The 25,082-nt window shown below is 70.1% G+C and carries 21 protein-coding genes; 4 read left to right on the plus strand and 17 right to left on the minus strand.

The window, feature by feature from the left end:
- Positions 1–633, minus strand: a complete 633-nt coding sequence (locus NK718_RS14180) for a cupin domain-containing protein (protein WP_254743515.1) — start codon at positions 631–633, stop codon at positions 1–3.
- Positions 634–829: 196 nt separating this feature from the next.
- Between NK718_RS14180 and NK718_RS14185 the strand changes: the two genes are divergently transcribed.
- A complete protein-coding gene (locus NK718_RS14185) occupies positions 830–1,375 on the plus strand; it encodes a phosphoenolpyruvate hydrolase family protein (RefSeq protein WP_254743517.1) in 546 nt (181 codons plus the stop codon).
- Positions 1,376–1,398: 23 nt separating this feature from the next.
- Here NK718_RS14185 and NK718_RS14190 read toward each other — a convergent pair whose 3' ends face one another.
- The 16 genes from NK718_RS14190 to NK718_RS14265 form a co-directional block, all read right to left on the minus strand.
- Complete coding sequence (locus tag NK718_RS14190; protein ID WP_254743519.1) at positions 1,399–3,900, minus strand: cation-translocating P-type ATPase; 2,502 nt, start codon at positions 3,898–3,900, stop codon at positions 1,399–1,401.
- A 29-nt stretch (positions 3,901–3,929) separates the two neighbouring features.
- On the minus strand, positions 3,930–4,913 hold the full coding sequence (locus NK718_RS14195; protein WP_254743521.1) for an ABC transporter permease: 984 nt from the start codon (positions 4,911–4,913) through the stop codon (positions 3,930–3,932).
- 105 nt (positions 4,914–5,018) lie between these two features.
- Positions 5,019–6,524 carry a sugar ABC transporter ATP-binding protein gene (locus NK718_RS14200; RefSeq protein ID WP_254743552.1) on the minus strand — a complete coding sequence of 502 codons (1,506 nt, stop codon included), beginning with the start codon at positions 6,522–6,524 and terminating at the stop codon, positions 5,019–5,021.
- Positions 6,525–6,603: 79 nt separating this feature from the next.
- The gene (locus tag NK718_RS14205; RefSeq protein ID WP_254743554.1) at positions 6,604–7,635 is read right to left on the minus strand and encodes a sugar ABC transporter substrate-binding protein; all 1,032 of its coding nucleotides are present in this window, start codon (positions 7,633–7,635) and stop codon (positions 6,604–6,606) included.
- A 212-nt stretch (positions 7,636–7,847) separates the two neighbouring features.
- A complete protein-coding gene (locus tag NK718_RS14210; protein ID WP_254743556.1) occupies positions 7,848–10,160 on the minus strand; it encodes a penicillin acylase family protein in 2,313 nt (770 codons plus the stop codon).
- A 28-nt stretch (positions 10,161–10,188) separates the two neighbouring features.
- Positions 10,189–11,169 (minus strand): ABC transporter ATP-binding protein, encoded by a 981-nt coding sequence (locus NK718_RS14215; RefSeq protein ID WP_254743558.1) that lies wholly within the window; start codon positions 11,167–11,169, stop codon positions 10,189–10,191.
- Positions 11,166–12,152: an ABC transporter ATP-binding protein gene (locus tag NK718_RS14220; protein ID WP_254743560.1), complete on the minus strand. Its 987-nt coding sequence runs from the start codon at positions 12,150–12,152 to the stop codon at positions 11,166–11,168. The genes NK718_RS14215 and NK718_RS14220 overlap by 4 nt, the downstream gene beginning before the upstream one ends.
- Entirely contained in the window at positions 12,152–12,952 is an 801-nt protein-coding gene (locus tag NK718_RS14225) for an SDR family NAD(P)-dependent oxidoreductase (protein ID WP_254743562.1), read from the minus strand. Before NK718_RS14225 ends, NK718_RS14220 begins: the two co-directional genes overlap by 1 nt.
- 7 nt (positions 12,953–12,959) lie before the next feature.
- Positions 12,960–13,817: an ABC transporter permease gene (locus tag NK718_RS14230; RefSeq protein ID WP_254743564.1), complete on the minus strand. Its 858-nt coding sequence runs from the start codon at positions 13,815–13,817 to the stop codon at positions 12,960–12,962.
- Positions 13,814–14,734 carry an ABC transporter permease gene (locus tag NK718_RS14235; RefSeq protein ID WP_254743566.1) on the minus strand — a complete coding sequence of 307 codons (921 nt, stop codon included), beginning with the start codon at positions 14,732–14,734 and terminating at the stop codon, positions 13,814–13,816. Before NK718_RS14235 ends, NK718_RS14230 begins: the two co-directional genes overlap by 4 nt.
- Before the next feature lie 36 nt (positions 14,735–14,770).
- Positions 14,771–16,264 carry an ABC transporter substrate-binding protein gene (locus NK718_RS14240; protein WP_254743568.1) on the minus strand — a complete coding sequence of 498 codons (1,494 nt, stop codon included), beginning with the start codon at positions 16,262–16,264 and terminating at the stop codon, positions 14,771–14,773.
- Between the two features lie 21 nt (positions 16,265–16,285).
- Entirely contained in the window at positions 16,286–17,203 is a 918-nt protein-coding gene (locus NK718_RS14245) for a polysaccharide deacetylase family protein (protein ID WP_254743570.1), read from the minus strand.
- Positions 17,204–17,446: 243 nt separating this feature from the next.
- Positions 17,447–18,163 carry a ribonuclease activity regulator RraA gene (locus NK718_RS14250; protein ID WP_254743572.1) on the minus strand — a complete coding sequence of 239 codons (717 nt, stop codon included), beginning with the start codon at positions 18,161–18,163 and terminating at the stop codon, positions 17,447–17,449.
- A 56-nt stretch (positions 18,164–18,219) separates the two neighbouring features.
- Positions 18,220–19,953: an L-arabinonate dehydratase gene (araD, locus tag NK718_RS14255; protein ID WP_254743574.1), complete on the minus strand. Its 1,734-nt coding sequence runs from the start codon at positions 19,951–19,953 to the stop codon at positions 18,220–18,222.
- Between the two features lie 421 nt (positions 19,954–20,374).
- Positions 20,375–21,778: a sensor histidine kinase gene (locus NK718_RS14260; RefSeq protein ID WP_254743576.1), complete on the minus strand. Its 1,404-nt coding sequence runs from the start codon at positions 21,776–21,778 to the stop codon at positions 20,375–20,377.
- Positions 21,765–22,433, minus strand: a complete 669-nt coding sequence (locus tag NK718_RS14265; RefSeq protein WP_254743578.1) for a response regulator — start codon at positions 22,431–22,433, stop codon at positions 21,765–21,767. The genes NK718_RS14260 and NK718_RS14265 overlap by 14 nt, the downstream gene beginning before the upstream one ends.
- A gap of 143 nt (positions 22,434–22,576) precedes the next feature.
- Here NK718_RS14265 and NK718_RS14270 point away from each other — a divergent pair, with 143 nt between their 5' ends.
- The 3 genes from NK718_RS14270 to NK718_RS14280 all read left to right on the plus strand — a co-directional run bounded on the left by NK718_RS14270 (position 22,577) and on the right by NK718_RS14280 (position 24,982).
- Complete coding sequence (locus tag NK718_RS14270; protein ID WP_254743580.1) at positions 22,577–23,176, plus strand: cytochrome b; 600 nt, start codon at positions 22,577–22,579, stop codon at positions 23,174–23,176.
- The gene (locus tag NK718_RS14275) at positions 23,173–24,519 is read left to right on the plus strand and encodes a hypothetical protein (protein WP_254743582.1); all 1,347 of its coding nucleotides are present in this window, start codon (positions 23,173–23,175) and stop codon (positions 24,517–24,519) included. The genes NK718_RS14270 and NK718_RS14275 overlap by 4 nt, the downstream gene beginning before the upstream one ends.
- A 91-nt stretch (positions 24,520–24,610) precedes the next feature.
- Positions 24,611–24,982, plus strand: a complete 372-nt coding sequence (locus tag NK718_RS14280; protein WP_254743584.1) for a c-type cytochrome — start codon at positions 24,611–24,613, stop codon at positions 24,980–24,982.
- Positions 24,983–25,082 lie beyond the last annotated feature (100 nt).

Below are 25,082 nucleotides of genomic sequence, written 5' to 3' on the forward strand. Positions count from 1 at the left end.
TCAGACCCTTTCAGGATGGGGCGTCGCCGGCCCGTGCGTGTGGTTCCAGAGGTGGCCGATGCGCTTGCGCCCCTCCAGCGTGGTCTCGAAGAACACCGCCTTCACCGGCAAGGGCGCATGCGCCATGTCGTGATGGTGGCCCATGCCGATGGTGACGCAGTCCCCCGGCCCCATCTCCATGTGCTGGTCGCCGACGACGACGGTCGCCCTGCCCTCGAGCAGGATCCAGTACTCGTCGCAGTCGTGGTAGTGCGAGTCGATGCGCGTCGTCTTGCGATAGGGCACCGGGTCGCCCTTGTCGGCGGGATCGGCCTCGTCCTTGACGCGGAAGATGCCGCAGCCGGCGAGGTCGTCGCCCCAGTGGCCGCTCAGGCGGACCACCTGCGCGTCGGGCGTGCAGGCCTCGAGCCGATAGTCGGGAGAGGGCAGCAGCTCGATATCGAGAAACTGGCCTTCCTTGAGGACCATCGACCCGCCCCCGTGGACGAGGCGCGTCGTGCCCGCCGTGCCCATCACGCGTTCGCGCGCGGCGTCGCGGCGGCGCGTCGCGGAACCTCCGCCGAGGTCGATAATTTCGAAGTCTTCGAGCTCGCACCATGATGGCGGCGCGTCATGGCTCCTGATGACCGGCAACCGGCGTCCTCCCGTCGTGTTCGCTCGCCTTCGGCGATGTCGGGCGCAGGCTGCGCAATCGCGGGCCGCGCCGAAACCTCGGTCGCATGCGGCATTGAGTAATACAGGGTAATGAGGGGAAGCGCGCGCGGCAAACTCGACGGTGGCGAATTGAGCACGACCGTCGACCGATTAGTCTGGAGGCCTGGGAGGCAGCATGAGCGATTGGGCGGGACGAGCGGCGCCAATCTTCGATCACATCCCGGAGGCGACCGAGCCGCCGCCGGACGGCCCCGTGCTGGTCTGTCCCTGGATGGCGGGGCTCACCCTCCCCTCGGGCCCGTGGCTCGCTGTCCTGCCGATCCACGACGCCAACGCCTGGATCGACGACGACGCGTGGCCGGGTCCGCCGGCCGCCTTCGCCGAGCGTCTCTATTTCGGCATCTACGCTCAGGACAGGCTTCGGGCGGCAGACAGGATGCTGGCCCGGCTCGCGGCCAAGGGCGTACGCGGCCTCGTCAACCTGCCGACCGTGTCGTTCTTCGACGGCTCCGCCGCGGCGAACCATCGCGCGCTCGACTTCACCCCACAGCGCGAGTTGGAGTTCCTGCTGCGCGGGCGCGACGCCGGCTTCCGCGCCGGCTTCTGCACGCGCGCGCCGGAGGCCCTGACGGAGGCCGAACGCGCCGAGCTGGATTTCCTGCTCGTCCCGGAGCGGACCGGCGGACCGCTCCTCCTCGCACGCGCCTCCGGCGACCGCTGACGCCGGGGCGCGGAACGGCGGCGTCAGGGCGAGAGGGACCGGGCGCGCGCCAGCGCCTTCACCAGTTCGAGGACGACGACGAGGGTTGCGGCGCCGGCGACGATCATCGCCAGGTCGGCGACGTGAAGCGGGCCGAACTTCAGCAGTTCGCGCGCGGGCTGCCACCACAGTCCGAGCGCCAGGAAGCCGAAGAGCGCGGTCACCACGCCGACAAGCGGGCGATTGATCCTGGTTACGATCGCGAGCGAAGGTGAAAAGGAGCGGTTGACGACGACGAGCCCGAGCACCGCCGCCATGAGCGTGCAGAACACGAAAGCCCGCAGTTCGTCGACCGCCATGTCGGCCCGGGCGCCCCCGAACAGCATCGTCGCGACCAGCCCGAGGGCGGCGACGCCCTGAAGGCCGCCCCACGCGACAAGCCCCGACGAGAACAGCGGCGCGTCGGGCGGCCTTGGCGGCCGCCGCATGATTCCATCCTCTTCCTCCTCGGCCTCGAAAACCAGCGTGCAGACCGGGTCGATCACCATCTCCAGCATGGCGATGTGAACGGGGCCGAGTATAACCGGCAGCCCGGCGAGCAAAGGCAGCAAGGCGAGGCCGGCGATGGGAATGTGGATCGCCACGATGAAGGCCATGGCCTTGCGCAAATTATCGTAGATGCGGCGTCCGAGCCGGACCGCTTTCGCGATGGAGCTGAAGTCGTCGTCCAGAAGGACAATGGACGACGCCTCCCGGGCGACGTCGGAGCCGCGCCCGCCCATGGCGATCCCGATATGCGCCGCCTTCAGCGACGGCGCGTCGTTGACGCCATCGCCGGTCATCGCGACGACTTCGCCCGACGCCTTCAGCGCCTCGACGATGCGCAACTTCTGCCGCGGCATGATGCGGGCGAATATCGTCGCCTCGCGCAGCCGCGCCGCGAGGTCGGCGTCGCTGAGCGTTTCAAGCTCGTCTCCCGTTACGATCGCGGCGGCGGGGATGCCCGCCTGCCCCGCGATCGCCCGGGCCGTGGCGGGATAGTCGCCGGTAATCATCACGACTCGGATGCCCGCCGCCCGGCATTCCCGCACGGCCGCCGGCACGCTCGGACGCAGCGGATCGGCGAGGCCGACGAGCCCCAGCAAGGCGAAGCCGACCGCGTCCTGGCTGTCCGGAAGGTCGCCGTCCGCGCATGTGGCGCGCGCGACCGCGAGGACGCGCAGGCCGCGCGCCCCCATGTCTTCGACCGCTTCGGACAGCGTGGAGAGCGCATGGGCGTCGAGGAGACACAGCCCGAAGATCGCCTCCGGCGCTCCCTTCGCGGCCAGCAGCACAGGCCGATCCTCGGCCAGCCTCCAGGCCTGGGTCATGGCGAGAAGGTCGGGGCGCAGCGGATAGGACTTCACCAGCCTCGGCGCAGGATCGCGCGGCGGTCCGGCGGCGTCATGGATAGCCCTCTCCATCGGATCGCTCGGCTCCGGCGCGCTCGCCAGCGCCCCCGTGCGCACCAGTTCACCGAGCCGCGCGTCGCTCGCCTCATCCCCGGTGGGCGGCTCCCGGCCGATCCCGTCCGCCAGACGCAGTTCCGCGACGCGCATCCGGTTCTCGGTGAGCGTGCCGGTCTTGTCGGTGCACAGCACCGTGGCCGAGCCCAGCGTCTCGATGGCGGCCGCGCGCCGCGTCAGCACCCTGGCCTGCGAGATGCGCCATGCGCCCATGGCCAGAAACACGGCGATGACCACCGGAAACTCCTCCGGCATCATGGCCATCGCGACCGCGATGCCGGCGAGGATCGCATCGAGCCAGCCGCCCCTGAACGCCGCCGACAGCAGCACCACGGACACGGCGACGCCCGCGCCGAGAACGGCGAACGCGGTCACCACGCGCCGGGTCTGTGCCGTCAGCCGGGGCGACTCCGTCCCGATCGTCGCGAGGGACTGGCCGATCTTGCCGATCTCGGTACGCGGCCCCGTGGCCGTGACCTCGGCTACCCCCGAACCGCGCGTGACGAGCGTTCCGGCGAACACGGACGCCGCCCTTCCGCCGCCGGACCCGGCGACGGCCCCAGGGGCCGGGCCCTCCTTGTCGACCGGCACGGATTCGCCCGTGAGCAGAGACTCGTCGACGGCGAGGTCGCGCGCTTCGATGAGGACAGCGTCCGCCGCCACGCGGTCGCCCTCCGTGAGCACGAGCACGTCCCCACGCGCCACCTCGCGACCCGCGATCCGCGTCCTCACGCCGTCGCGCACCACGAGGGCGCGAGGGCTGGTGAGGTCGCGCAGCGCCTCCAGCACCCGCTCGGTGCGCGCCTCCTGAACAACGGTGATGCCGACGGAGACGACCGCGAGCGCCGCCATCAGGACGGCCTCGCCGAGATCGCCAAGCAGCAGATACGCCGCGGCCCCGCAGAACAGCAGGGCCAGCATCGGCTCGCGCAGCACATCGGCCGCGATCCGCAGCGTCGTGCGCGCGCCTCCGCGGGGGAGTTCGTTGAAGCCGTCCCGCCGCAGCCGGCGCGCGGCCTCCGCTTCGCTCAGACCGTTCACATGCCCGTCTCGGTGGAAAGACGACGCCGCTAGCCGGCGGCCGTCTCCTCGCGGAGGCGTTGAGCGTAGACGTTGATCACCAGCGCCGCGAGCAGGATCAACCCGCGGATGAGGATTTTCAGGAAGCTGTCGATCTGGATGTGGTCGAGCCCGTTGTTGAGCACGCCCAGCACGCACAGGCCGACGATGGTGTTGCCGATGCCGCCGCGTCCGCCGAACAGGCTGGTGCCGCCAACCACGACGGCAGCGATGGCGTCGAGCAGGTAGCTGTCGAACTCGTTCTGCTGGGCGCTGCCGAAGTGGGCGACTCCCAGCATGCCGGCGACGCCGGAGCACACGGCCGAGATCACCATGACACTGCCGATGATCAGCTTCACGTTGACGCCGGAATATTCCGCCGCCTCGCGGTTGCCGCCGACCATGAAGACGTAGCGGCCGAAGCGCGTGTAGGTCAGCACCAGGTGCCCCGCGAGCAGGAACACGGCGAGCACGATCACCAGCCAGGGAACGCCGCCGATGCTCCCGGAGCCGAGCGTCGTCACGAGGTCCGGCACGGCGTAGGCGATCTGGCCGCGCACGAGCAGCGCGCAGATGCCGGCCCCGATCTGCATCATCGCCAGCGTCATGATGAAGGACGGGATGCCGATGCGCGTCACGCCGAAGGCGTTGACGACGCCGAGCGCGGCGCAGGCGATCAGCGACACCAGGATCGCCGCCCAGCCCGGCAGCGGCACGTTCGGGATGTTGACGTAGCTCTCCTGCAGCGTGAGGTAGGCCACCAGGATGCCCGTCGCGTTGGCGATGGCCGCCACCGAGAGGTCGATCTCGGCGCACAGGATCACGAAGGTCAGACCCACCGCGATGATGCCGGTGACCGAGATCTGCGTGAGGATGTTCGAGGCGTTGTCGAGCGAGGCGAAGGACGGGCTCGCGACGGCGAAGAACACCAGCAGCACGATGAGGGTGGCGAAGGGGGCGATGTTGCGCATCTGGTTACGCAACACCCTGCCCATGGCGGAGGGTCGGCGCGCGGATCCGGACTCGGTGGCGGGAGATGTCATAGGGCGGAAGTCCTCGCGCTGAATAATTCGGGCCGGCGTCCTTTGGCGGTGGGTCTGTCAGGCCGCCTCGAGCAGCCGGTCCTTGCTGATGGTCTCGCTCGCGAACTCGCGAACGATCCGTCCCTTCTTCATCACGAGGATGCGGTCGGCGAGCGACAGCACGGTCTCGGGTTCCGTCGACACCACCACCACGCCCATGCCCCGGTCGCGCAGCGCGCGGACGATCTGGACGACGTCGTCCTTGGCGCCGACGTCCATGCCGCGCGTCGGCTCGCTGAGCACGAGCACCTTGGGCGGGTGGGTGAGCCACTTGGCGAGCGCCACTTTCTGCTGGTTGCCGCCGGACAGCGAGCCGAGCGGGATGTCGACGCTGCCGGGGCGGATGTTCAGGCTGTCGACATGGCCCTTGGCGATGGCGCGCTCCTCCGCCGGCCGGACGAACAGCCGCGAGATGCGGTCCAGCACGGCGATGGAGACGTTCTTGAAGACGGGCTCGTGATGGAACAGCATGGCGCGCCGGCTCTCCGGCACGAAGGCGATGCCACGACGCTTGGCGTCGGTGGTGTTGGCGAGCCGGCGCGTCTCGCCGCCGATGGCGAGCGTGCCGGACGAGGCGTGGACCTTTCCGAACAAGGCGCGAGCCAGCTCGAGCTGGCCGCAGCCCATGAAGCCGTAGATGCCCAGCACCTCCCCGGCGCGAACGTCGAGCGACACGTCGGCGAAGGCGCGGCCGAGCGTCAGCCCGCGCGCGGAGAGCACGACCGGCGCGTCCGGACGCGAGTGAAGCGAAATGGCGCCGACATAGCTCTCCTCGAGTTCCTCGTGGCCGCCGCCGATCATGCGCTCGATGACCCAGCCCTTGTCGATGCCCTGCGTGGCGTGCGTCACCACGCGCCGCCCGTTGCGGAAGATGGTGACCGTGTCCGAGATCGACAGGATGTCGTCGAGGAAGTGGGAGATGAAGATGATGCCGCGCCCGCTGGCGCGCAGCCGGCGCAGCACCTCGAACAGTATCTGCACCTCGGGCGGAGACAGCGCCGAGGTCGGCTCGTCGAGGATCACGATCCGCGCCCCGGAGAACAGCACGCGGGCGAGCTCGATGAGCTGCTGCAGGCCGATGGGCAGCGACCCGATCCGCTCGCCTGGATCGACGTCGATGCCCAGACTCTTCAACTGCGCGCGGGCGCCCTCCATCATCGCGGGCCAGTCGATCAGGCCGGCGCGGTTCACCGGCTGATGGCCGAGATAGACGTTCTCCGCCACGCTGAGGTCGGGAACGATGGACAGCTCCTGGTGGACCATGCCGATGCCGGCGGCGAGCGCATCGCGGGCCGAGCGGAACCGGACCTCGCTTCCGTCGATGGCCATGCGCCCGTCGAAGTCGGAATGCACGCCGGCGATGATCTTCATCAGGGTCGACTTGCCGGCCCCGTTCTCGCCGACGAGGCCGTGGATCTCTCCCGCCCGCAGCGTGAAGTCGACGTCGCGCAGCGCGGCGACGCCCCCGAAGGATTTCGAGATCCCGGTGAGTTCGAGCAGAGGCGGCGCGTCGGCGGTGGCCATTGGCGGCTCCGGCTGGAGGAACCGGCGGGGTGCGCCCCGCCGGTCGTCTGCGTCGTCCGGCCGGGCCGGACGGCGATGCTCAGATCAGGAAATGATCCTGCATCCACTGCATGCCGGCGGCGTTCGCCTTGGTGACCACGGGGCCGTCCGTGACGATGTTCTTCGGGATGCCGGCGCCGGTCTTCTCGCCCGACACCACCGCCGCCACGCCGGCGATGATCGCGCCGCCATGGATGCGGCAGGACGGGTTGCGCACGGTCGCGAACATGCGGCCCTCGGACACCGCCGAGATCGCCGGCGGCATGGCGTCGACGCCGCCGATCAGGATGTTGGTCCGGTTGCGGGCCTTCATGATGTTGGCCGCGGCCAGCGCCATGTCGTCGTTGTGGAAGAACGCCGCGTCGATCTGCGGGTACTTCGTCAGGTAGGTCTCCCACAGGCGCGAGGCCTTGGTGACGTCCCAGTCCGCCGGCTGGGTGTCGAGCACCTCCATGCCGGGGTTGGCCTTGATCACCGACTCGAAGCCGCGCGCGCGGCCCTGCGCCCCGGTGTGGCCGAGCGCGCCCTGCGTCATGATGATCTTGCCCTTGCCGCCGAGCTGGGCGACCAGCGCCTGCGTCACCGCCGCGCCCATGAACTCGTTGTCCGGGGCGAGGAAGGCGTGGACGTTGATCTTGTCCAGCGGCGCGATCAGCGTATCCATGTCGATCACCGGGATGCCGGCGTCGATCATCTTCTGGACCGGCTGCGTCAGCGTGCCGATTCCGAAGGCCTGGATGGCCACGAAGTCCCACTTCTGGGACGCCATGTTGTCGATGGCGGCGCGCTGCTTCACCGCGTCGAGCTGGCCGTCGAACCACGTCACCTCGACATTGAACAGCTTGCCCCAGTATTCCGCGGCCTGCTTGCCCTGGGCGCACCACGTCGCCTGCAGTCCGGCGTTCGAGAAGGCGGCCTTGAGGGGCTTTTCCGAGCGGCCGGCGGCCGCGATTTCGGCCGCCAGGACCGGGTTGATGCCGAAGCCGCCGAGAAGAGCGGCCGCGCCGCCGGCCGAGGCTGTCGCCACGCGAATGAAGTCGCGCCGCGACTGCGGCGTCACGTCCTTGATCATCGTTTCTCTCCCGTTGCGGCTCGTCGTCTCGGTCGCGCGGAGCGCGAATGGCGGCGGCCTGTCGCCTTGGCGTCGTCCGCCCGATGGGGCGACGCTGCACGATCCTAGGTCCACCCGACGCGCCTTGGCAATCGTGCGCCGACGCATGCGTCCCGCGCGATTTTTCGGGCTCCGGGGCAGCCCCTCCGCCGGCGCGCACCGCCCCTAACGGCTCAGCCGGGAAAGACCCGGATGAGGGTCTTCGTCACCGCCTGGACTGCCTGCGCCGAATAGGACAGCGGAACGTAGTCGCCGCGCGCCCACAATTCCGCGAGGTCGCCGTAGTGGGGCGAGCGCGGATCGCCGGACTGGCCGGGCGCATTGATGCAGACGCTGCGGTCCCAGTCCCCGACATCCATCACGAGGCGCACCGACGCGCCCGCGATGACGCGGAAGTCGCTCGGGCGATAGCCCGCGTGCATCGGCGTCGAGGCGCTGCCGCCCTTCGGCAGGGGACCCACATCGAATGCGCGGTCGGAGCGGACCGGCGACAGCGCGTGCTCGAAATAGCCGTGGTGCAGGTCGCCCCAGCGCCAGGCCGAGGGATCGGGCCCGAGCCGCGCCGCCGCGTCGTCGTAGGCGGCGGCGATGGTCCGGCGCACGAGGCCGTCGCGATCCGGCAGGAGGCCCGGCCGTTCGACAAGCGGGACCAGCGTGTCGACGTCGCCGGGCAGCAGCAGCTTGCGCGTGTTGGGATCGGGGCAGGCCGTCTCAAGCAGCGCCGGCTTGAGGTGCTTGGTCCACCACAGCTCGAACAGAGCGGCGGGCGCGCTGTCCGCGTCGAGGCGGCAATCCCATCCCGCGAACACGGCGCGGGCGGGGCCGAGGTCGTGTCCCGAGACCGCCGCGAGGATGCGCCGCGCGGGCAGGGAGACGGCGTCTGTCTGCAGCGCCCGCGACTCCGCCAGGTCGTGCGGGCGCGTCTCTCCCAGCGCCTCGCGGATGCGGCCCGCGCGCGAGCCGTCGACCCATTCGTGGCCGATGCGCCGCGCATCGTGGTCCCAGTCCGGCGGCAGGTTCATCTCGTTCGCCGTCGCGACGAAGCCCTGAGGCGGGTCGACCAACTCGGGCATTTCGGACTGGTCGAGAAAGCCGGCCCACTCGAAGCGGCCGTCGCCGGGCACGGGAAGCAATCCGGTCCAGTTGGGCCTGATCGGCGCGTAGCCCGCCGGCGTCCAAGCGATGTGGCCCTTCACGTCGGCGTAGACGTGGTTGGTCGACGGCGCGCCCCAGCTGCGCATCGCCGCGCGGAACTCGGCGAAGCTCGTGGCGCGCATCGAGGCGAGGCTCGCCATGTAGGCGGCGGAGCCCGGCTCCCACCACACCGAGCGAAGCGCGAGCGCGAGGCCGCGCGCGGAGTCCTCGTGGATCACCGGGCCGTGGCGCGTGAACTTCAGCGCCAGCTCCTGGCGTTCGCACCCCTTGACCTCGAACGTCTCGGTCAGCACCCGCATGGGCTCGAAGCCGTCGCCGTAGCGGTAGGCATCGCCCTGCGTCTCGTAGACCATCACGTCTTCCTGGTCCGCGCCGAAGATCGTGATGCCGAAGGCCGCCGTCCCGTTGTGCCCCAGCGAGATGCCCGGGGCGCTCGGCTCTCCCGCCCCGATCAGGTCGAGCCCCGGCGCGGTGAGGTGCACGATGTAGCGTAGCGAGGGGATGGCGTGCGAGCGGTGCGGATCGCTGGCGAGGATCGGGCGGCCGGTGTCCGTGAGGTCGCCGTGGACGGCCCAGTTGTTCGAGCCGTGGAACTCGGCGTCGCGGATGACGTCGCCGAGGTCGTTGACCTTGGTCCACGCCCAGGCCTGGTCCAGGGTCGCCGCCAGCCTGTCGCGGCTGAACGTCACCGTCGCCGTCGCCAGGCGGAACACGTCCAGCATCTCGGGCGTGAACGCCGCAAGGTCGATGCCGTCCGCCGGCTCCGCCGCGACGGGCGGGTCGATGCCCTTGCGGAGCAGGTCGACCTCGGCCCCCGCCCGCGCCGTCACCACGGCGCGCAGCACCTCCGATAGTGCGTTGCGGGTGAGGCCGTGGCTGCGGATGCGGACCACGTCCTCGGCCTGCCAGCGTTGCGGCCGGGTGCCCATCTCGACGAATTCGGGCGGCAGCCGCGCGGGCTCGCGCTCGGTGAGCGCGACGAAGGCGTTGATCCCGGCGACGAAGGCCTCGCAGACGGCCCTGGCGCGCGGGCCGTAGCACGCCCATTCCGCCGCCATGTCGCCCCGGTAGAGGAACAGCCGCGCCGCCCTGTCCTGGGCGAGGTAGCCCGGCCCGAAATCCGCCGCCAGCAGGCCCAGACCGCGCTTGCGCCACAAATCGATCTGCCACAGCCGGTCGCGCGCCGCGTTGAAGCCTTGCAGGAAGAACAGGTCGTCCTCGCCGGCGGCGCGGATATGCGCGATGCCCCAGGCGTCCACGGCGATCTCGGCCGGGGCCGCGAGGCCGGGGACCGCGATGGTCTCCACAGCCGGAGCGTTCGAAGCGTTCATGTTGACCTCTCCCGGAAACGGCGGCGCGTCAGGCGTAGTGGCAGGAGACGAGCGCGCCGTCGGGGCGCGGCGTCAGCGCGGGGGCGTCGAACCGGCAGCGCTCGGTGGCGATGGGGCAGCGCGTATGGAACGCGCAGCCGGTCGGCACCCGCGACGGGCTCGGCAGATCGCCCTGCAGCACGATGCGCGTCTTGGAACGCTGGCGCACCGGATCGGCCTCCGGCACGGCCGACATCAGCGCCAGCGTGTAGGGATGCTTCGGCGCGGTGAAAAGGGTCTCGCGCTCCGCCACCTCGACCAGCTTGCCGAGATACATCACGGCCACCCGGTCGCAGATGTGCCGCACCACCGCCAGGTCGTGCGACACGAACAGATAGGCGATGCCGAGCCGTTCCTGCAGGCCGACGAGCAGGTTGAGGATCTGCGCGCGCACCGAGACGTCGAGCGCCGAGACGGGCTCGTCGCAAACCACGAGGGCCGGCTCGAGCGCCAGCGCGCGGGCGATGACGATGCGCTGGCGCTGCCCGCCGGAGAACTGGTGCGGATAGCGCTCGGCATGCTCCGGCCGCAGCCCCACGGCGGTCAGCAGCGCCGCAACCCGCTCGCGCAGCGCGCCGCCCCGGGCGAGGCCGCGCACATAGACGGACTCGCCCACCGTCTCGCCGACGCTCATGCGCGGATTGAGCGACAGCGCGGGGTCCTGGAAGATCATCTGCACGTTGCGGCGGATGTCGTTGAGCGCGGAGCGATCCGCGCCGACCACCTCGGCCCCGCGCACCTTGATGCTGCCCCTTGTGGGCCGAACCAGCCCCACGACCGCATTCGAGATCGTCGACTTGCCGCAGCCTGATTCTCCCACCAGCCCGAGCGTCTCGCCCGGAGCAATGGAGAACGACACGCCGTCGACGGCGCGCACGGGCGGCGCCTTCGACGCGAGCAGCCCTCCGCGCGCGCCGAAATGCACCGCGAGGTCGTCGACGACGAGGACGGGATCGGGCCGCGCGCTCATGACGCGGGCTCCATCAGCCGCGCGACGTCGGCGCTGCGCCAGCAGGCGGCGGCGTGATCGCGCCCGATATCGGCCAGCGCGGGCGGCGCCTCGTGACACCGCTGGACGGCCAGCGGGCAGCGGCCGGCGAAGCGGCAGCCCACGCCGAACTCGTCGGGCGAAGGCACCCTGCCCTCGATGGTGGCGAGCTGCGCCTTCGGCGTCGCGTCGAGCCGCGGGACGCTGGCCAGCAGCAGTGCGGTATACGGATGGCGCGGCGAGGCGAAGAGCTCCGCGACCGGCGCGACCTCGACGACGCGCCCGGCGTACATCACGGCCACGCGGTCGGCGATGTCGGCGACGACCCCCATGTCGTGGGTGATGATGAGGATGCTCGCCCCGCGCTCGGCCACGAGCTTGCGCATCAGGTCGAGGATCTGCGCCTGGATGGTCACGTCCAGCGCGGTCGTCGGCTCGTCGGCGACCAGAAGCGACGGCCCGCAGACGAGGGCGATGGCGATCATGATGCGCTGGCACATGCCGCCCGACAGTTCGAACGGATACTGCTCCAGCCGGCGCTCGGCGTCGGGGATCCCCACCGCGTCCAGCATGTCGCGCGCCGCCCGGCGGGCCTCGGCGCGGGTCACGCCCCGGTGGACGCGATAGGCCTCGACGATCTGCGAGCCGACCGTCGCCAGCGGGTCGAGCGAGGCCGTGGGCTCCTGGAAGATGATCGACAGCGCCTCGCCCCGCAGCCGCCGCATGGCCCTCTCGGGAAGGGCGGCGAGGTCCTGCCCCTCCAGCACCACCCTCCCCGCCGCCAGCCGCGCCGCCGGCGGCAGCAGCCGCAGCAACGCCATGGCGGTGAGCGACTTGCCGCAGCCGGATTCGCCGACGAGCGCCAGCACCTCGCCTCGCCGCATGGCGAAGGAGACGCCGTCGACCACGGCGGTCCCGCCGATGTCGACGGTGAGGTTCTCGACGGCGAGCAGGACGTCGGACATCAGGAGTGCCGCCGCGCCTCGTCCAGCGCCCCGACGAGCTGACCGGGCTCGTAGGTGCCGATGGAATTGCCGCCGTCGACCGACAGCACCGTTCCGGTGATGAAGCTGGCCTTGTCCGAGCACAGGAACAGGATCGCCTCCGGCGTGTCGCCGGGCCCGCTCGTGCGCCCGAGCGGAATGCGCTTCTTCATCTTCTCCACGTACTCGTCCGACAGCGGGCTGACGGCGCTGCCGGGGGCGAAGCCGGGCTCGACCGCGTTGACCCGGATGCCGTAGGGCGCGAGCTCCAGCGCGAAGCCCTTGGTCAGCCGCTCCAGCGCGGTCTTCGACGTGCAGTAGGGCACCGAGCCGTTGCGCATCTGGCGCGACGCGCCGGACGAGATGTTGACGATGGAGCCGGCCCGCTTGCCGGCGATCATCAGCCGGGCGAACTCGCGCGACACGATGAACGGCGCGCGCAGGTTCACGTCGAAGATGCGGTCCCACTCGGCGACCGGCAGGTCCAGCAGGCCCTCGTGCGGATAGATGCCGGCGTTGTTGACCACGATGTCGGCCGCGCCCCACTTGCTTTTCACTTTGGCGGCGAGGTCGACGATGGAGGCCTCGTCCGCCAGCTGCGTGGCGTGCAGCAGGGCCCGGCTGTCGTCGAGGCCCAGTTCGTTCTTCAGGCTCTCGAGGCCGTCCATGCGCTGGTCGGAGAGGCACAGCCGCGCGCCCTCGCGGGCGAAGGCGGCGCAGATCCACCGGCCGAACACGCCGGCGGCGCCGGTCACGAGGACGGTCTTGTCTTGGAAGGTCATGGCAGCCTCATCGATTGCGGGAACGGGGATCGAGCCGGTCGCGCAGCCAGTCGCCGAGCACGTTGACCGACAGCACGAGCAGGAACAGGAAGGCGCCGGGAAACAGCGTGATCCACCACGCGCGCTCCACATATTGCCGGCCGGAGCTCATGATGGAGCCCCAGCTCGGCTGCGGCGGCTGGATGCCCAGCCCGAGGAAGGACAGCCCGGCCTCGAACAGGATCATCAGCCCGAATTCCGCCGTCGCGACGACGAGCAGCGGCCCGGCGATGTTGGGGAGCACGTGCCGGCTCAGGATGCGCAACGACCCCGCGCCGCCCAGCTCCGCCGCCTTGATGTAGGGCAGCGACGCCACCTGGAGCGTCTGCGCGTAGGCGACGCGCGTGTAGCGCGGCCACCGCGTCAGGCCGAGCACGATGATGAGCTTGCCGAAGCCCGGCCCGAGCACCGCCACGGTCAGGACGGCCAGCAGGATCGCCGGGATCGACAGCATGATGTCGACCAGCCGCATGACGACGATCTCGATCCAGCCCCGCTTCCAGGCCGCGACCATTCCCAGCAGCGCGCCGACCGACAGCGACACCGCGACCGAGAGCAGCGCCACGACGAGGGACGCGCGCGCCCCCCAGATGACGCGCGACAGCAGGTCGCGGCCGAGCTCGTCGGTGCCGAAGCGGTAGACGAAGCCGTTGGCGACGTAGCCGGGCGGCCGCAGCCGCGCGATGAGGGTCTGCCGCGCCGGGTCGGCCGGCGAGACCAGCGGCGCGAGCACGGCCATGACGACGATGGCGAGCAGGATCGCGGACACGACGGCGACGACCCAGGGTACTGAGAGCCGCGATCTCCAGGTTGCGCCGCCCGTCATCCGTGCAGCCTGATGCGGGGATCGAGCCATGCGTAGGCGAGGTCCGCCAGCAGGCTCATGGCGACATAGATGACCGACACGAACAGCACGACGACCTGCACCACGACGAAGTCGCGCGACTGGATGGACTGGATCGCGAGCTGCCCGATGCCGGGCCAGGCGAACACCGTCTCCACGATCACCGCGCCGGCGAGCAGATTGCCGAACTCCAGCGCCGCGATGGTGACCACGGGCACCGCGGCGTTGCGCAGCACGTGGCGCACCACGACCGCGCCCTGCGACAGCCCCCGCGCGCGGGCGGCGCGGACATAGTCCTTGGAGAGTTCGTCCACCACCGCGATCCGCGCCATGCGCGCGAAGGTCGCCATCGAGAGCGCGCCAAGCGCGATGGACGGCAGCACCAGCGACGACAGGCCGCCGGAGCCCGACGTGGGCAGCCAGCCCAGCAGCACGCCGAACACGAGGATGAGCAGGATGCCGGACAGGAAGGTCGGCATGCTCTGGCCCGTCACCACGAAGGTGGCGAGCAGCCGTTCGAGCGCGCCGCCGCGCCACACCGCCATGGCGACGCCGGCCGGGATGCCGACCAGCAGCGCGATGGCCGACGCGCCGAGCGCCAGCTCGAGCGTGTAGGGCAGGCGGCTGGCCAGGATGGCGGTCGCCGGCAGGCGCTGAACCACCGACTGCCCGAAATCGAGGCGCAGCACGTCGGCGAGATACGCCACGTACTGCACCGCGATCGGGCGGTCGAAGCCGAGTTCGTGCCGCAGCGCCTCGATATGCTCGCGCGTCGCGCCTTCGGGCACGAGCAGCAGGGTCGGGTCGCCGGCCAGCCGCATGATGACGAAGACGATCGTCATCACGCCGAACACGGCGATCGCCGCCTGGACGAGACGCCAGAACGCGTACCCGGCCATGTCAGGAACCGCGCTGTCCGCCCGCCGAAAAGGCGGTCACTTGCCCCACTTCATGTCCATGATGAAGAAGGCTTCGTTCGGCGTCGGCTTCCACTGCAGCTCCTTGCGGGCGCCGTAGATGGCGTAGTCCTGGTAGATGCCGATGCCCGGCACGTCCTCGCGCAGGATCTCGAACGCCTTGCGGTAGAAGGCGAGGCGCTGCTTCTCGTCGAGGATCTTGCGCGCGTTGTCGACCGCGTCGTCGAAGGCCGGGTTCGAATACTTGGCCCAGATGCTGCCGGTGCGGAACAGCGGGAAGATCACGCCGTCGGCGTCCTGGCAGGCGCAGGACCAGCGGCCGAGCGACAGGCTGCCGGCCTCGTCGGGGCGGCCCTGGCGGCGGCGCAGGAAGGTCGGGTGGTCGAGCGCGACGATCTCCACCTTCAGCCCGATCTCCTGCACCATCTGCTGCAGCGCCTCGACCACGCGGCGGTCATAGGCAGGCGAGGTGAGGAAGGTCAGCGAGGCGCCTTCGGCCCCCGCCTCCTTCACAAGCGCCTTGGCCTTGGCGAGGTTGAACTCGTAGCCCGGCACGTCCGAGACATAGCCGAAATTGGCGGGCGTCAGCACGATGTTCACGGGGTCGCCGTAGCCCTGCAGCAGGGCCTCGATGATCGCCTTCTGGTCGATGGCCTGGGCGATGGCGCGGCGCACGCGCACGTCCGCCGTGGGACCGGACTGGGCGTTGATGAACATGTAGCCGATGCGCTCCGTCGGGCCGGCGAGCACCTGCAGCTGGCTCTCGCTTTTCAGCGCGGTCGCCTCGTCCGGCCCGAGCTGGCGGACGATATCGGCGCGGCCGGTGCGCAGGTCGGCGACGCGGGTCGCGACGTCGGGCACGACGCGGAACGTGACGGACTTGAACGGCGGCTTGCCGCCCCAGTAACGGTCGTTCGCCTCCAGCGCCGTCTGCACGCCCTTCTGCCACGCCGCCAGCCGGTACGGCCCGCTGCCGACCGGGTTTTGGTTGAACGACTGGTCGCCGACCTTCTCCACCACCGCCTTCGGCACGATGGAGAGCTTGACGAGCTGGGCCATCAGGGCCGGATAGGGCGTCTTCGTCGTCATGACGACCTTGTCGCCGCGCGCCTCGGCGGAGACGATCTGGTCGAACTGAGAGAGCTGCGGGCTCTTGAACGCGGGGTTGATGATCCGGTTGATGCTGAAGGCCACGTCCGCCGGCGTCAGCGGCGAGCCGTCATGGAAGGTGACGCCGCTTCGGATGTCGAACTCGATCGTCGTGTCGTTGGTATAGCGCCAGGCGGTGGCGATCTGCGGCACGATCTTGCCCGACGGATCACGCGTCACGAGGTTGTCGAAGATGTTGCGGTAGATGGTGTAGCTGTCGGTATCCCACTGGACGTGCGGGTCGAGGGTCGCCGCGTCGTTGGGCAGGTCGACCACGAGGGCGTCCTTGCCCTGCGCCGACGCCGGAAGGGGGCTCGCCAGCGCGGCGGCCAGCAGCGCGTACATCACGACTTGCTTCAACATCGGGCGGATCCTCTCCTGTTCTTAAACCGCGGCCGGCGGCGTCAGCTTCGCCTGCCCGGCGCAATATCGCGCGACGTCCGCATGGGTGGCGAACCAGACGTCGCCCTTCGCCTTCGCCATGCGGATGATCTCGTCGAGAATGAAGATGCGGGAGCGATGCCCGCTATGGTGGGGATGCATGGTCAGCAGGAAGAGCCCGCCTTCCGCGTGGGCCATGTCCAGCTCCCGGGCGAAGATCGACAGCACCGCGTCAGGGCTGGTGTAGGGACGCAGCGTGCCGCCCCGGTCCATGTTGAAATAGACCGCGTCGTCGCGGATCCACTCCACCGGCAGCTCCACCACGCCGGTGGGCTGGTCGTCCTCCAGAAGCTCGTAGGGCTCGTCGTCGCCCATCAGCGAGGAATCGTAGAGCAGGCCCATCTCGCGCACGATGCGCAGCGTGTGGGGGCTGAAATCCCACGACGCGGTGCGCATGCCGACGGGCCGGACGCCGGACAGGCGCTCCAGCACGTCGGCCGCGCGCAAGGTGAGATCGCGCTCGACGTCGTAGCCGAGAGGTCCGTTCAGCTCGTGGATCCAGCTGTGGATCGCCAGCTCGTGGCCGGACGACACCACCCGCTTCGGCTCGTCGGGATTGAGCATCGCGGCGACCGCCGGCATGAAGAACGACGCCGGCACACCGTGCCGCTCCAGGCAGTCGAGAATGCGGGGCGAACCGCGCCGCCCGCCATACTGGCCCTGGCTGATGCGCCCCAGCGACTTGCCCCCGTTGCGCAGCTCGATGGTCTCGTGGTCGCTGTCGAACGACAGCGCGACCGCGCATCGCGCGCCGCCGGGCCACGCGGCCGGCGCGAGACTTCGCCCGGCGCGGACCTTGCCGACGACACGCCGCCACGTCGTTTCAGGCCAGGCCCACGGCGCCAGTGCGTCTTCCGACATCTATTTGTTCCAATATTTGAGCCGGATGTTTCACCCAGCCGGAAAACCTCGCGGGATGCTATACGGGGTTGCGAAAACGGCAAGCTTCATCATCGCCGGACGCCCGCGAAGGCGCCGCCTTGCGGCCTTCGGCGCGGCGGCCAAACGATAACGCCCCGGCCGCGAGGGCCGGGGCGTCGAAGGGTTTGCGGCGGTGCGAGGGCGAACCCGGAGCGTCCGCCCGGATGACCGGGCTCCGGCGGCTCAGCGGCCCTTGTCCTTTCGCCACGCGGCGAAGTCGACCTTGCTCTGCTCGTCCGTCGGCGGATAGAGGCCGAGAATGGAGCGGCCCTCCAGCACCTTCTCGGTGACGAAGTCCTCGAACGCGGTCATCTCGGTCGCCTCGTCGGCGATCTCGTCGGCCATCTGCGCCGGGATGACGACCACGCCCTCGCCGTCCCCGACGATCACGTCGCCCGGCCACACCGCCACGTCGCCGCAGCCGATCGGCACGTTGATGTCGAGCGCCTGGTGCAGCGTCAGGTTGGTCGGGGCGGAGGGGCGATGGTGGTAGGCGGGGATGGAGAGCTGGGCGATCTCCGGCGAGTCCCGGAAGCCGCCGTCCGTCACCACGCCGGCGACGCCGCGCTTCATCAGGCGCGACACCAGGATGGAGCCGGCCGAGGCGGCGCGCGCGTCCTTGCGGCTGTCGATCACCATCACGCAGCCGGGCGGGCAATCCTCCACCGCCTTGCGCTGCGGGTGGGCGCGGTTCTGGAACACGCTGAGCGGGTTCAGGTCCTCGCGCGCCGGGATGTAGCGCAGCGTGAACGCCTCGCCCACCATGTTGCCCAGGCTCGGGTTGAGCGGATGCACGTCCTGGATGAACTGGTTGCGCAGGCCGCGCTTGAACAGGGCCGTGCACAAAGTGGCGGTGGACACGGCCTTGAGCTTGTCGCGCGTGGTCGGTGAGAGTGCCATGGGAGCTTCCCGTCGAGAGTGGTGGGCGTGCGCCGGCCCGGGGGCCGGCGCGGGTGTCAGTTGATGGCGGGCTCGGGCACCGGGCCGCCGAAATCGGTCTGCAGGAAGTCGAAGTCGCAGCCATGCTCGGCCTGCGCGATGTGGCGGGAGAACATCCAGCCATAGCCGCGCTCGTACTTCACCTCCGGCTTCTTCCACGCCGCCTTGCGGGCCGCGAGTTCCTCGTCGGAGACACGCATGTTCAGCGTGCGGTTGGGGATGTCGAGGTCGATGATGTCGCCCGTGCGCACCAAAGCGAGCGGCCCGCCGACGAAGCTCTCCGGCGACACGTGCAGGATGCACGCCCCGTAGGACGTGCCCGACATGCGCGCGTCGGAGATGCGCACCATGTCGCGGACGCCCTGCTTCACCAGCTTCTTCGGGATCGGCAGCATGCCCCATTCCGGCATGCCCGGGCCGCCGAGCGGGCCCGCGTTGCGCAGGATCAGCACGGTGTCCTCGGTGACGTCGAGGTCGTCCCGGTCGATGTTCTTCTTCATCTCCTCGTAGCTGTCGTAGACGAGCGCGGGGCCGGAGTGGCGCTGGAACTTCGCCGCCGCCGCGCTCGGCTTGATGACGCAGCCGTTGGGCGAGATGTTGCCGCGCAGCACGGCGAGCGCGCCTTCCTTGTAGATGGCGTTCTCGGGCGTGCGGATGACGTCGTCGTCATAGACCTGCGCGCCAGCGAGGCTCTGCTCCCAGGTCTCTCCCGCGGCGTTGATCTGCGTGAGGTCGAGCCACTCCCGCAGCCGGCTCATCAGCCCGAGCATGCCGCCGGCGTAGTAGAAGTCCTCCATCAGGTACTTGTCGCCGGAGGGCCGGATATTGGCGATCACCGGCACCTTGCGCGAGGCCGCGTCGAAGTCGTCGAGGCTGATGTCGTGGCCGGCGCGCCGCGCCATCGCGATGAGGTGGATGACCGCGTTGGTCGAGCAGCCCATGGCCATGGCGACCACGATGCCGTTGTGGAAGGCCTGCCGGGTCATGATCTTGGTGGGTGTCAGGTCGTCCCACACCATCTCCACGATGCGCCGGCCGCAGGCCGCCGCCATGCGCAGATGGGTGGAGTCCGCCGCCGGGATCGAGGACGAGCCGGGCAGGCTCATGCCGATCGCGTCGGTGATGCCCGTCATGGTCGCAGCCGTGCCCATGGTCATGCACACGCCGTAGGAGCGCGCGATGCCCTCCTGCATCTCGTTCCAGGCCTTGGCGTCGATGTTGCCCGCGCGCCGTTCGTCCCAGTACTTCCAGGCGTCGGAGCCCGAGCCCAGGACCTTGCCGCGCCAGTTGCCGCGCAGCATCGGGCCGGCCGGCATGAAGATGGCCGGCACGCCGGCCGAGGTCGCGCCGAGGATGAGACCCGGGGTGGTCTTGTCGCAGCCGCCCATCAGCACCACGCCGTCGACCGGCTGCGAGCGGATGATCTCCTCCGTCTCCATCGCGAGGAAGTTGCGGTAGAGCATCGAGGTCGGCTTGACGGTGGATTCCGACACCGAGATCGCGGGCAGCTCGACCGGGAAGCCCCCGGCCTGCAGCACGCCGCGCTTCACGTCCTCGACCCGCTGCTTGAAGTGGGCGTGGCACTGGGCGAAGTCGGACCAGGTGTTCACGATGCCGATGACCGGCTTCCCCGCGAACTCGGCGACGTCGTAGCCCATCTGGTTCATGCGGCTGCGATGGCCGAAGGACCGCAGGTCGTCGGGCGCGAACCAGCGGGCGGAACGGAGGTCTTCAGGCTTCTTGCGGGTCATTTCCAATAAACTCTCGATTCAGGCAGCGCGTAGACGGGGGACCTCGCGGGCCGACCCGCCGCTGCCCCCCGGCGACGCGCCGGACGACGGACGGGTCGCAACTCCCGCGTCAGCTGTGGAGTCGTAACCCGCGCGCGGTGTTGCGCGCGAGCGTGCTCGTTGCGGTTGGAGGATCTACCGAAGGCGAGCACGGCGGCCACACGCGCACGCCGGGCTCGAGCGTGAAAATCGACGCCATCTGTTCCTCCCCGGTGGCGTCAGGCTCAACGGCCTCGCCAGGTTCGGCACCATCTGACGGCTTCCCGGCGCGCTGTCAAATAAGACCGCGATCCCGCGCGTTCGATTGGAACGGCCGGGTTTCCGGGCCGGGCAAGCGCCGATCTTGTGATTGTCGCAGACCGGTAAAGTCGGGCCCGGCTCGCTAGGCCCGGGCGACCGGGGCCGGGAAGCGGACGGAGAACAGGCAGCCGCGCCCGTCCGCCCCGTCGCGCAGGTCGAGTTTCGCCCCGTGGCGACGGCAGGCGTCGGTGACGATCGCCAGGCCGAGGCCGCTGCCCAGGCCGACGGCGCCGCTGCCGCGATGAAAGCGCTCGAAGACGAGCTGGCGCTCCTCCGGCGGGATGCCGGGCCCGTTGTCCTCCACCTCCACGACCGCGCGACGCTCGCCGCTGTCGCCGCCGCGATCCAGATAGCAGCGCACGACGACCGCGCCGCCCGGCCCGCAATAGCGCACGGCGTTGTCAATCAGGTTGCCGATCATCTCCCCGAGCAGCCAGACCGAGCCCCAGACCGGCGCGACCGAAATCTCGAACGAGAGGTCCACGCCCGCCTTCTCCGCCATGTCGAACCAGTTCGACGCCACGTCGTCGATGACGAGGGCGAGGTCCACCTTCTGCATCGGCGCGGCGGTCAGGCTGTCCGGCGACATGCGCGCCAGCGAGAGCAACTGGTGCGTGACCTGGCTCAGCCGGCGCACCGCGGTGAGGATGCCGGGAAGCCGCGCCCCCGAGGCGTCCGGAGGGTCGTCGGCCGCGAGCTCCAGCTGGGTTTGCAGCCCGGCCAGCGGCGTTTTGAGCTGGTGGGCGGCGTCGGCGATGAAGCGGCGCTGCACCTCCGCCCCCGCGCGCAGTTTCGCCATCAGGTCGTTCATGGCGCGCAACAGGGGCAGCGCCTCGCCCGGCACGCCTCGGGTGGGGAGTTCCGTGAGATCGTCCGGCGCGCGGCGCATGATGACGTGGCTCAGCCGCGTCAGCGGCGCAAGGCCGGCCTGGACGCCGAAGAACACGACCGCGAGGCTCGTCAGGACGAGCATCAGGTTCGGCGCGCTCATCGCCAGGAAGATCTGCGAGGCGGTGCGCTCGCGCTTGTTCAGCGTCTCGGCGAAGGCGACGTGGACGGTCTCCCCGTTCAGAGACGAGACGTAGTCGGCCCGGCGCACCGGCTTGCCGCGCAGCGCGCCGTCGCCCAGAAGCACCTCGCCGACCGGCGCGTCGAGACGCGGCTTCAGGTCGGCGTCGCCCGCGAGCCAGTCGCCCGTCGGCGACCACGCCGAGAAGAATTCCTCGTCCTCGGAATCCGTCCGCAGCACGGCCTCGGCCGCCTTGGGCAGGTCGATCTCGGCGCGCCCGCCGGGGCCGATCTTGACGCGAGCGGCGAGCGCCAGCGCGTCGTCCGACAGGCCGTGGTCGAACGCCGTCCCCGCCGTCGTCACCGCGGCGCGGTAGTCGATGGCCAGCGAGATGGTGAAGACGAATGTCAGCGGCGCCAGCAGCAGGATCAGCAGGCGGTGCTTGATGCTGGCGAAGGGAAGCCTAGGGCGTTTCATCGAGCCGATATCCGATGCCGCGGATGGTCTTGATCTCGACGCCCCCTCCGCCGAGCTTGCCGCGCAGCCGCGACACGTAGATCTCGATGGCGTTGGGCGTGATCTCGTTGTCCCAGGCCCCGAGCCGCTCGGCGATGACGCGCTTGGAGAGGACCTTGGGCGCGGCAAGCACGAGGCATTCGAGCAGATCCCACTCGCGCCGGGTGAGTTCGAGGAAGACGCCCTCGGCCTGCGCGAGCCTCCGCGTCAGGTCGATGCGAAGCCCGCCGATCGAGAGCGTCGCCTGCGAGGCGGAATGGCTCCTGCGCAACAGCGCGCGAAGGCGCGCCAGCAGCTCCGGGATGGCGAAGGGCTTGGTGAGGTAGTCGTCCGCCCCGATGTCCAGCCCGGCCACGCGATCCTCCAGCCCCTCTCGCGCCGACAGGATCAGGATCGGGAAGGTCAGCCCGGCGCGGCGAAAGCGCCGGATGAGCTCCAGGCCGTCGAAGCGCGGCAGGTTGATGTCGACCAGCGCGGCGTCATAGGCCGTTTCGCGGGCCGCCGCCTCCGCCGTCTCGGGCTCGAGCGCATGGTCGACCCCGAACCCGGCCCTCTGCAGCGCCTCGACGAGCCCGCCGGCGACCATCGCATCGTCTTCGACTACCAGGATTCGCATGGCGCCACCTCGATCTGCGCCATTCGCCATGGCAATCCGGCGAAATGCGGGCGCGCAGCCGTCAGTTTGCTGACGAGCCCCGACAGGTTGGCCAAGGCCGACCCGGGCTAGAGGAGGGTTCCACCGCAAGGGAACTCTCGGGAATGACACAGATCACCCTGCTCGACTCACGGCTCGGCACAGCCCGCGCCCACGCCACGGGCGTCCATTCGGCGGGCATTCGGGCCGTCCATTGGCTCTCGGCGGGCGCGGTCGGCCTCGCCTTCGCGCTCGCCGTGGGGCGCGATCTGCTCGACCTGCCAGGGCTCGACAGGCAGATCCTCGGCGTCCACCGGTCCGTCGGCGTGCTGGTGCTCGGATTGAGCGCGCTCCGCCCGGTCGTCCGCCTCACCGGGCGCATGGTTCCCGCCGACACCGACGGGCTCTTGAAGCTGGCCGCGTCGGCGGGGCACCTCGCGCTTTATGTGCTGCTCTTCGCCGTGCCGTTGCTCGGCCTCACGCTCACCAACGCGCGCGGGCAGGCCGTCAGCGTCTTCGGCCTGTTCGACCTGCCGCTGCTGACAGGCCGCGACCGCGACCTCGCCGACATGCTGGAGGACTGGCACGGCTTTCTCGCCTGGTCGCTGCTCGCCCTCATCGCCGCGCACGTCGCCGCCGCGCTCTGGCATGCCTTCGCGCGGCGCGACCGCGTGATCCACGCCATGCTCGGCCTGCGCGCCCCGCTCGGAGGGCGCGACCAATGAGACGCCTGTCACGCATCGCCGCGCTCGCGGCCGGGTTCCTCGGCGTCCTCCTGGCCCTCGGGCCCGATCCCGCCCGGGCGGTGCCGTCCTATTCCCGGCAGACCGGCCAGGAATGCGCGGTGTGCCATGTCGGGAGCTTCGGCCCGGCGCTGACGCCCTACGGTGTCCGCTTCAAGCTCGGCGGCTATGTCGACACCAGCGGCACCGACCTGAAGGTCCCGCTCTCGGGAATGGCCGTCGGCACCTTCACCCAGACGCAGGCCGGCCAGCCCGGTGGGGCGGCGAAGTTCTTCGGCGACAACGACAACCTGGCCCTGCAGGAAGCGTCGCTGTTCATCGCCGGGAAGCTCGGCGGCGATGTCGGCACCTTCACGCAGATCACCTACTCGGGCGTCGACCGCAAGCTGGCGCTGGACAACGTGGACATCCGCGGCGCCCGCGACGTCACGCTGGGCGGCCAGTCCGCTCTGGTCGGGCTGACGTTCAACAACAATCCGACCGTCCAGGACCCGTTCAACAGCCTGCCGGCGTGGAGGATTCCCTTCATCAGCTCGGACCTCGCCCCGACGCCCTCGCGCGCCGCGCTGATGGACGGCGGGCTGAGCGGGCGGGTGGCCGGGGTCAGCGCGTACTCGCTGCTGGGCAACGGCATCTACGCGGAGCTCGGCGGCTATCTCGCCATGCCCAAGGGCGTTCTCGACGCGGTGAACGTGCTCGATCGGCGTGATCCCGGCCAGTATGTCGACAGCGTCGCGCCCTATGGCCGGCTCGGCTACTTCCTCGACATGAAGAGCCAGGCCTTCTACGCGGGCGTGGTCGGCATGACGGCCGGCATGCGCGGCTACGGGCTGAACCTCGCCGGCAACGACCGGTACGACGATGTCGGCGTGGACGCCTCGTACCAGTTCCTCGGTTCGCGCACCCATGTGTTCACGCTCACCGGCTCGCTGCTCTACGAGCGGGCTCATCTCGACCAGAGCGTCGCGGCGGGGCTTGCCGCCAAGACGCAGCAGGACCTCACCGAGCTGAACCTTGCCGCCAGCTACTACTACGATCGGACCTACGGCTTCACCGCCCGGTACTTCAATACCGTGGGCAACCGCGACACCACGCTGAACGCCTCGCGCACGGGCAAGCCGGATTCCTCGGGAATGATGTTCCAGGTCGACTGGACGCCCTTCGGCAAGGAGGATTCGTGGATGGCGCCGAACGCCAACGTCCGGCTCGGGCTGCAATACACGCTCTACAACAAGTTCGACGGCAGCCACACGAACTATGACGGGGCCGGCCGCAACGCCTCCGACAACAACACCGCGCTCGCCTTCGTGTGGGTCGCCTTCTAGCCCCCGCGAACCTCATCCCCCGCGACGGTCCCCCGAAGCCGACGCCCGGACGCGCCGGCGATCCCATTCTCACTTCGACAGGAGACTCTGCATGAACCGCAGATACGTCGCCGCCACCGCTCTCGCGCTCTCCCTTCTCTCTACGCCCCTGCCGTCCCTCGCCGGCGACGGCTCCGCCCTGTTCGACCAGGAATGCGCCGATTGCCACAGCGTGAAGGGCAAGAACAAGAAGGGCCCGACGCTTGCCGGCGTGATCGGGCGGAAGGCCGGCACGGTCGCCGACTTCACCAACTATTCCGACGCGATGAAGGCGAAGGGCATCGTGTGGTCGCCGGACAAGCTCGATGCCTACATCAAGAACCCGCGCGCCTATGTCGCGGGCGGGACGATGAAGTACGACGGCCTCGCCGACGCCGACGCGCGCGCCGCCATCATCGCCTATCTCGCCGCCGCCAAGGGCTGAGGCGGAATGTCTCGCGCCGCGCGCCCGACGCCCCGGCGCGGGCGCTTCCGCGCGCGACGCAATCATCCGCCTTGCCTGCCGGCCGCCGGCTGGCCGAGGC

The organism is Alsobacter ponti (assembly GCF_024294805.1).
Lineage (GTDB): Bacteria > Pseudomonadota > Alphaproteobacteria > Rhizobiales > Beijerinckiaceae > Alsobacter > Alsobacter ponti.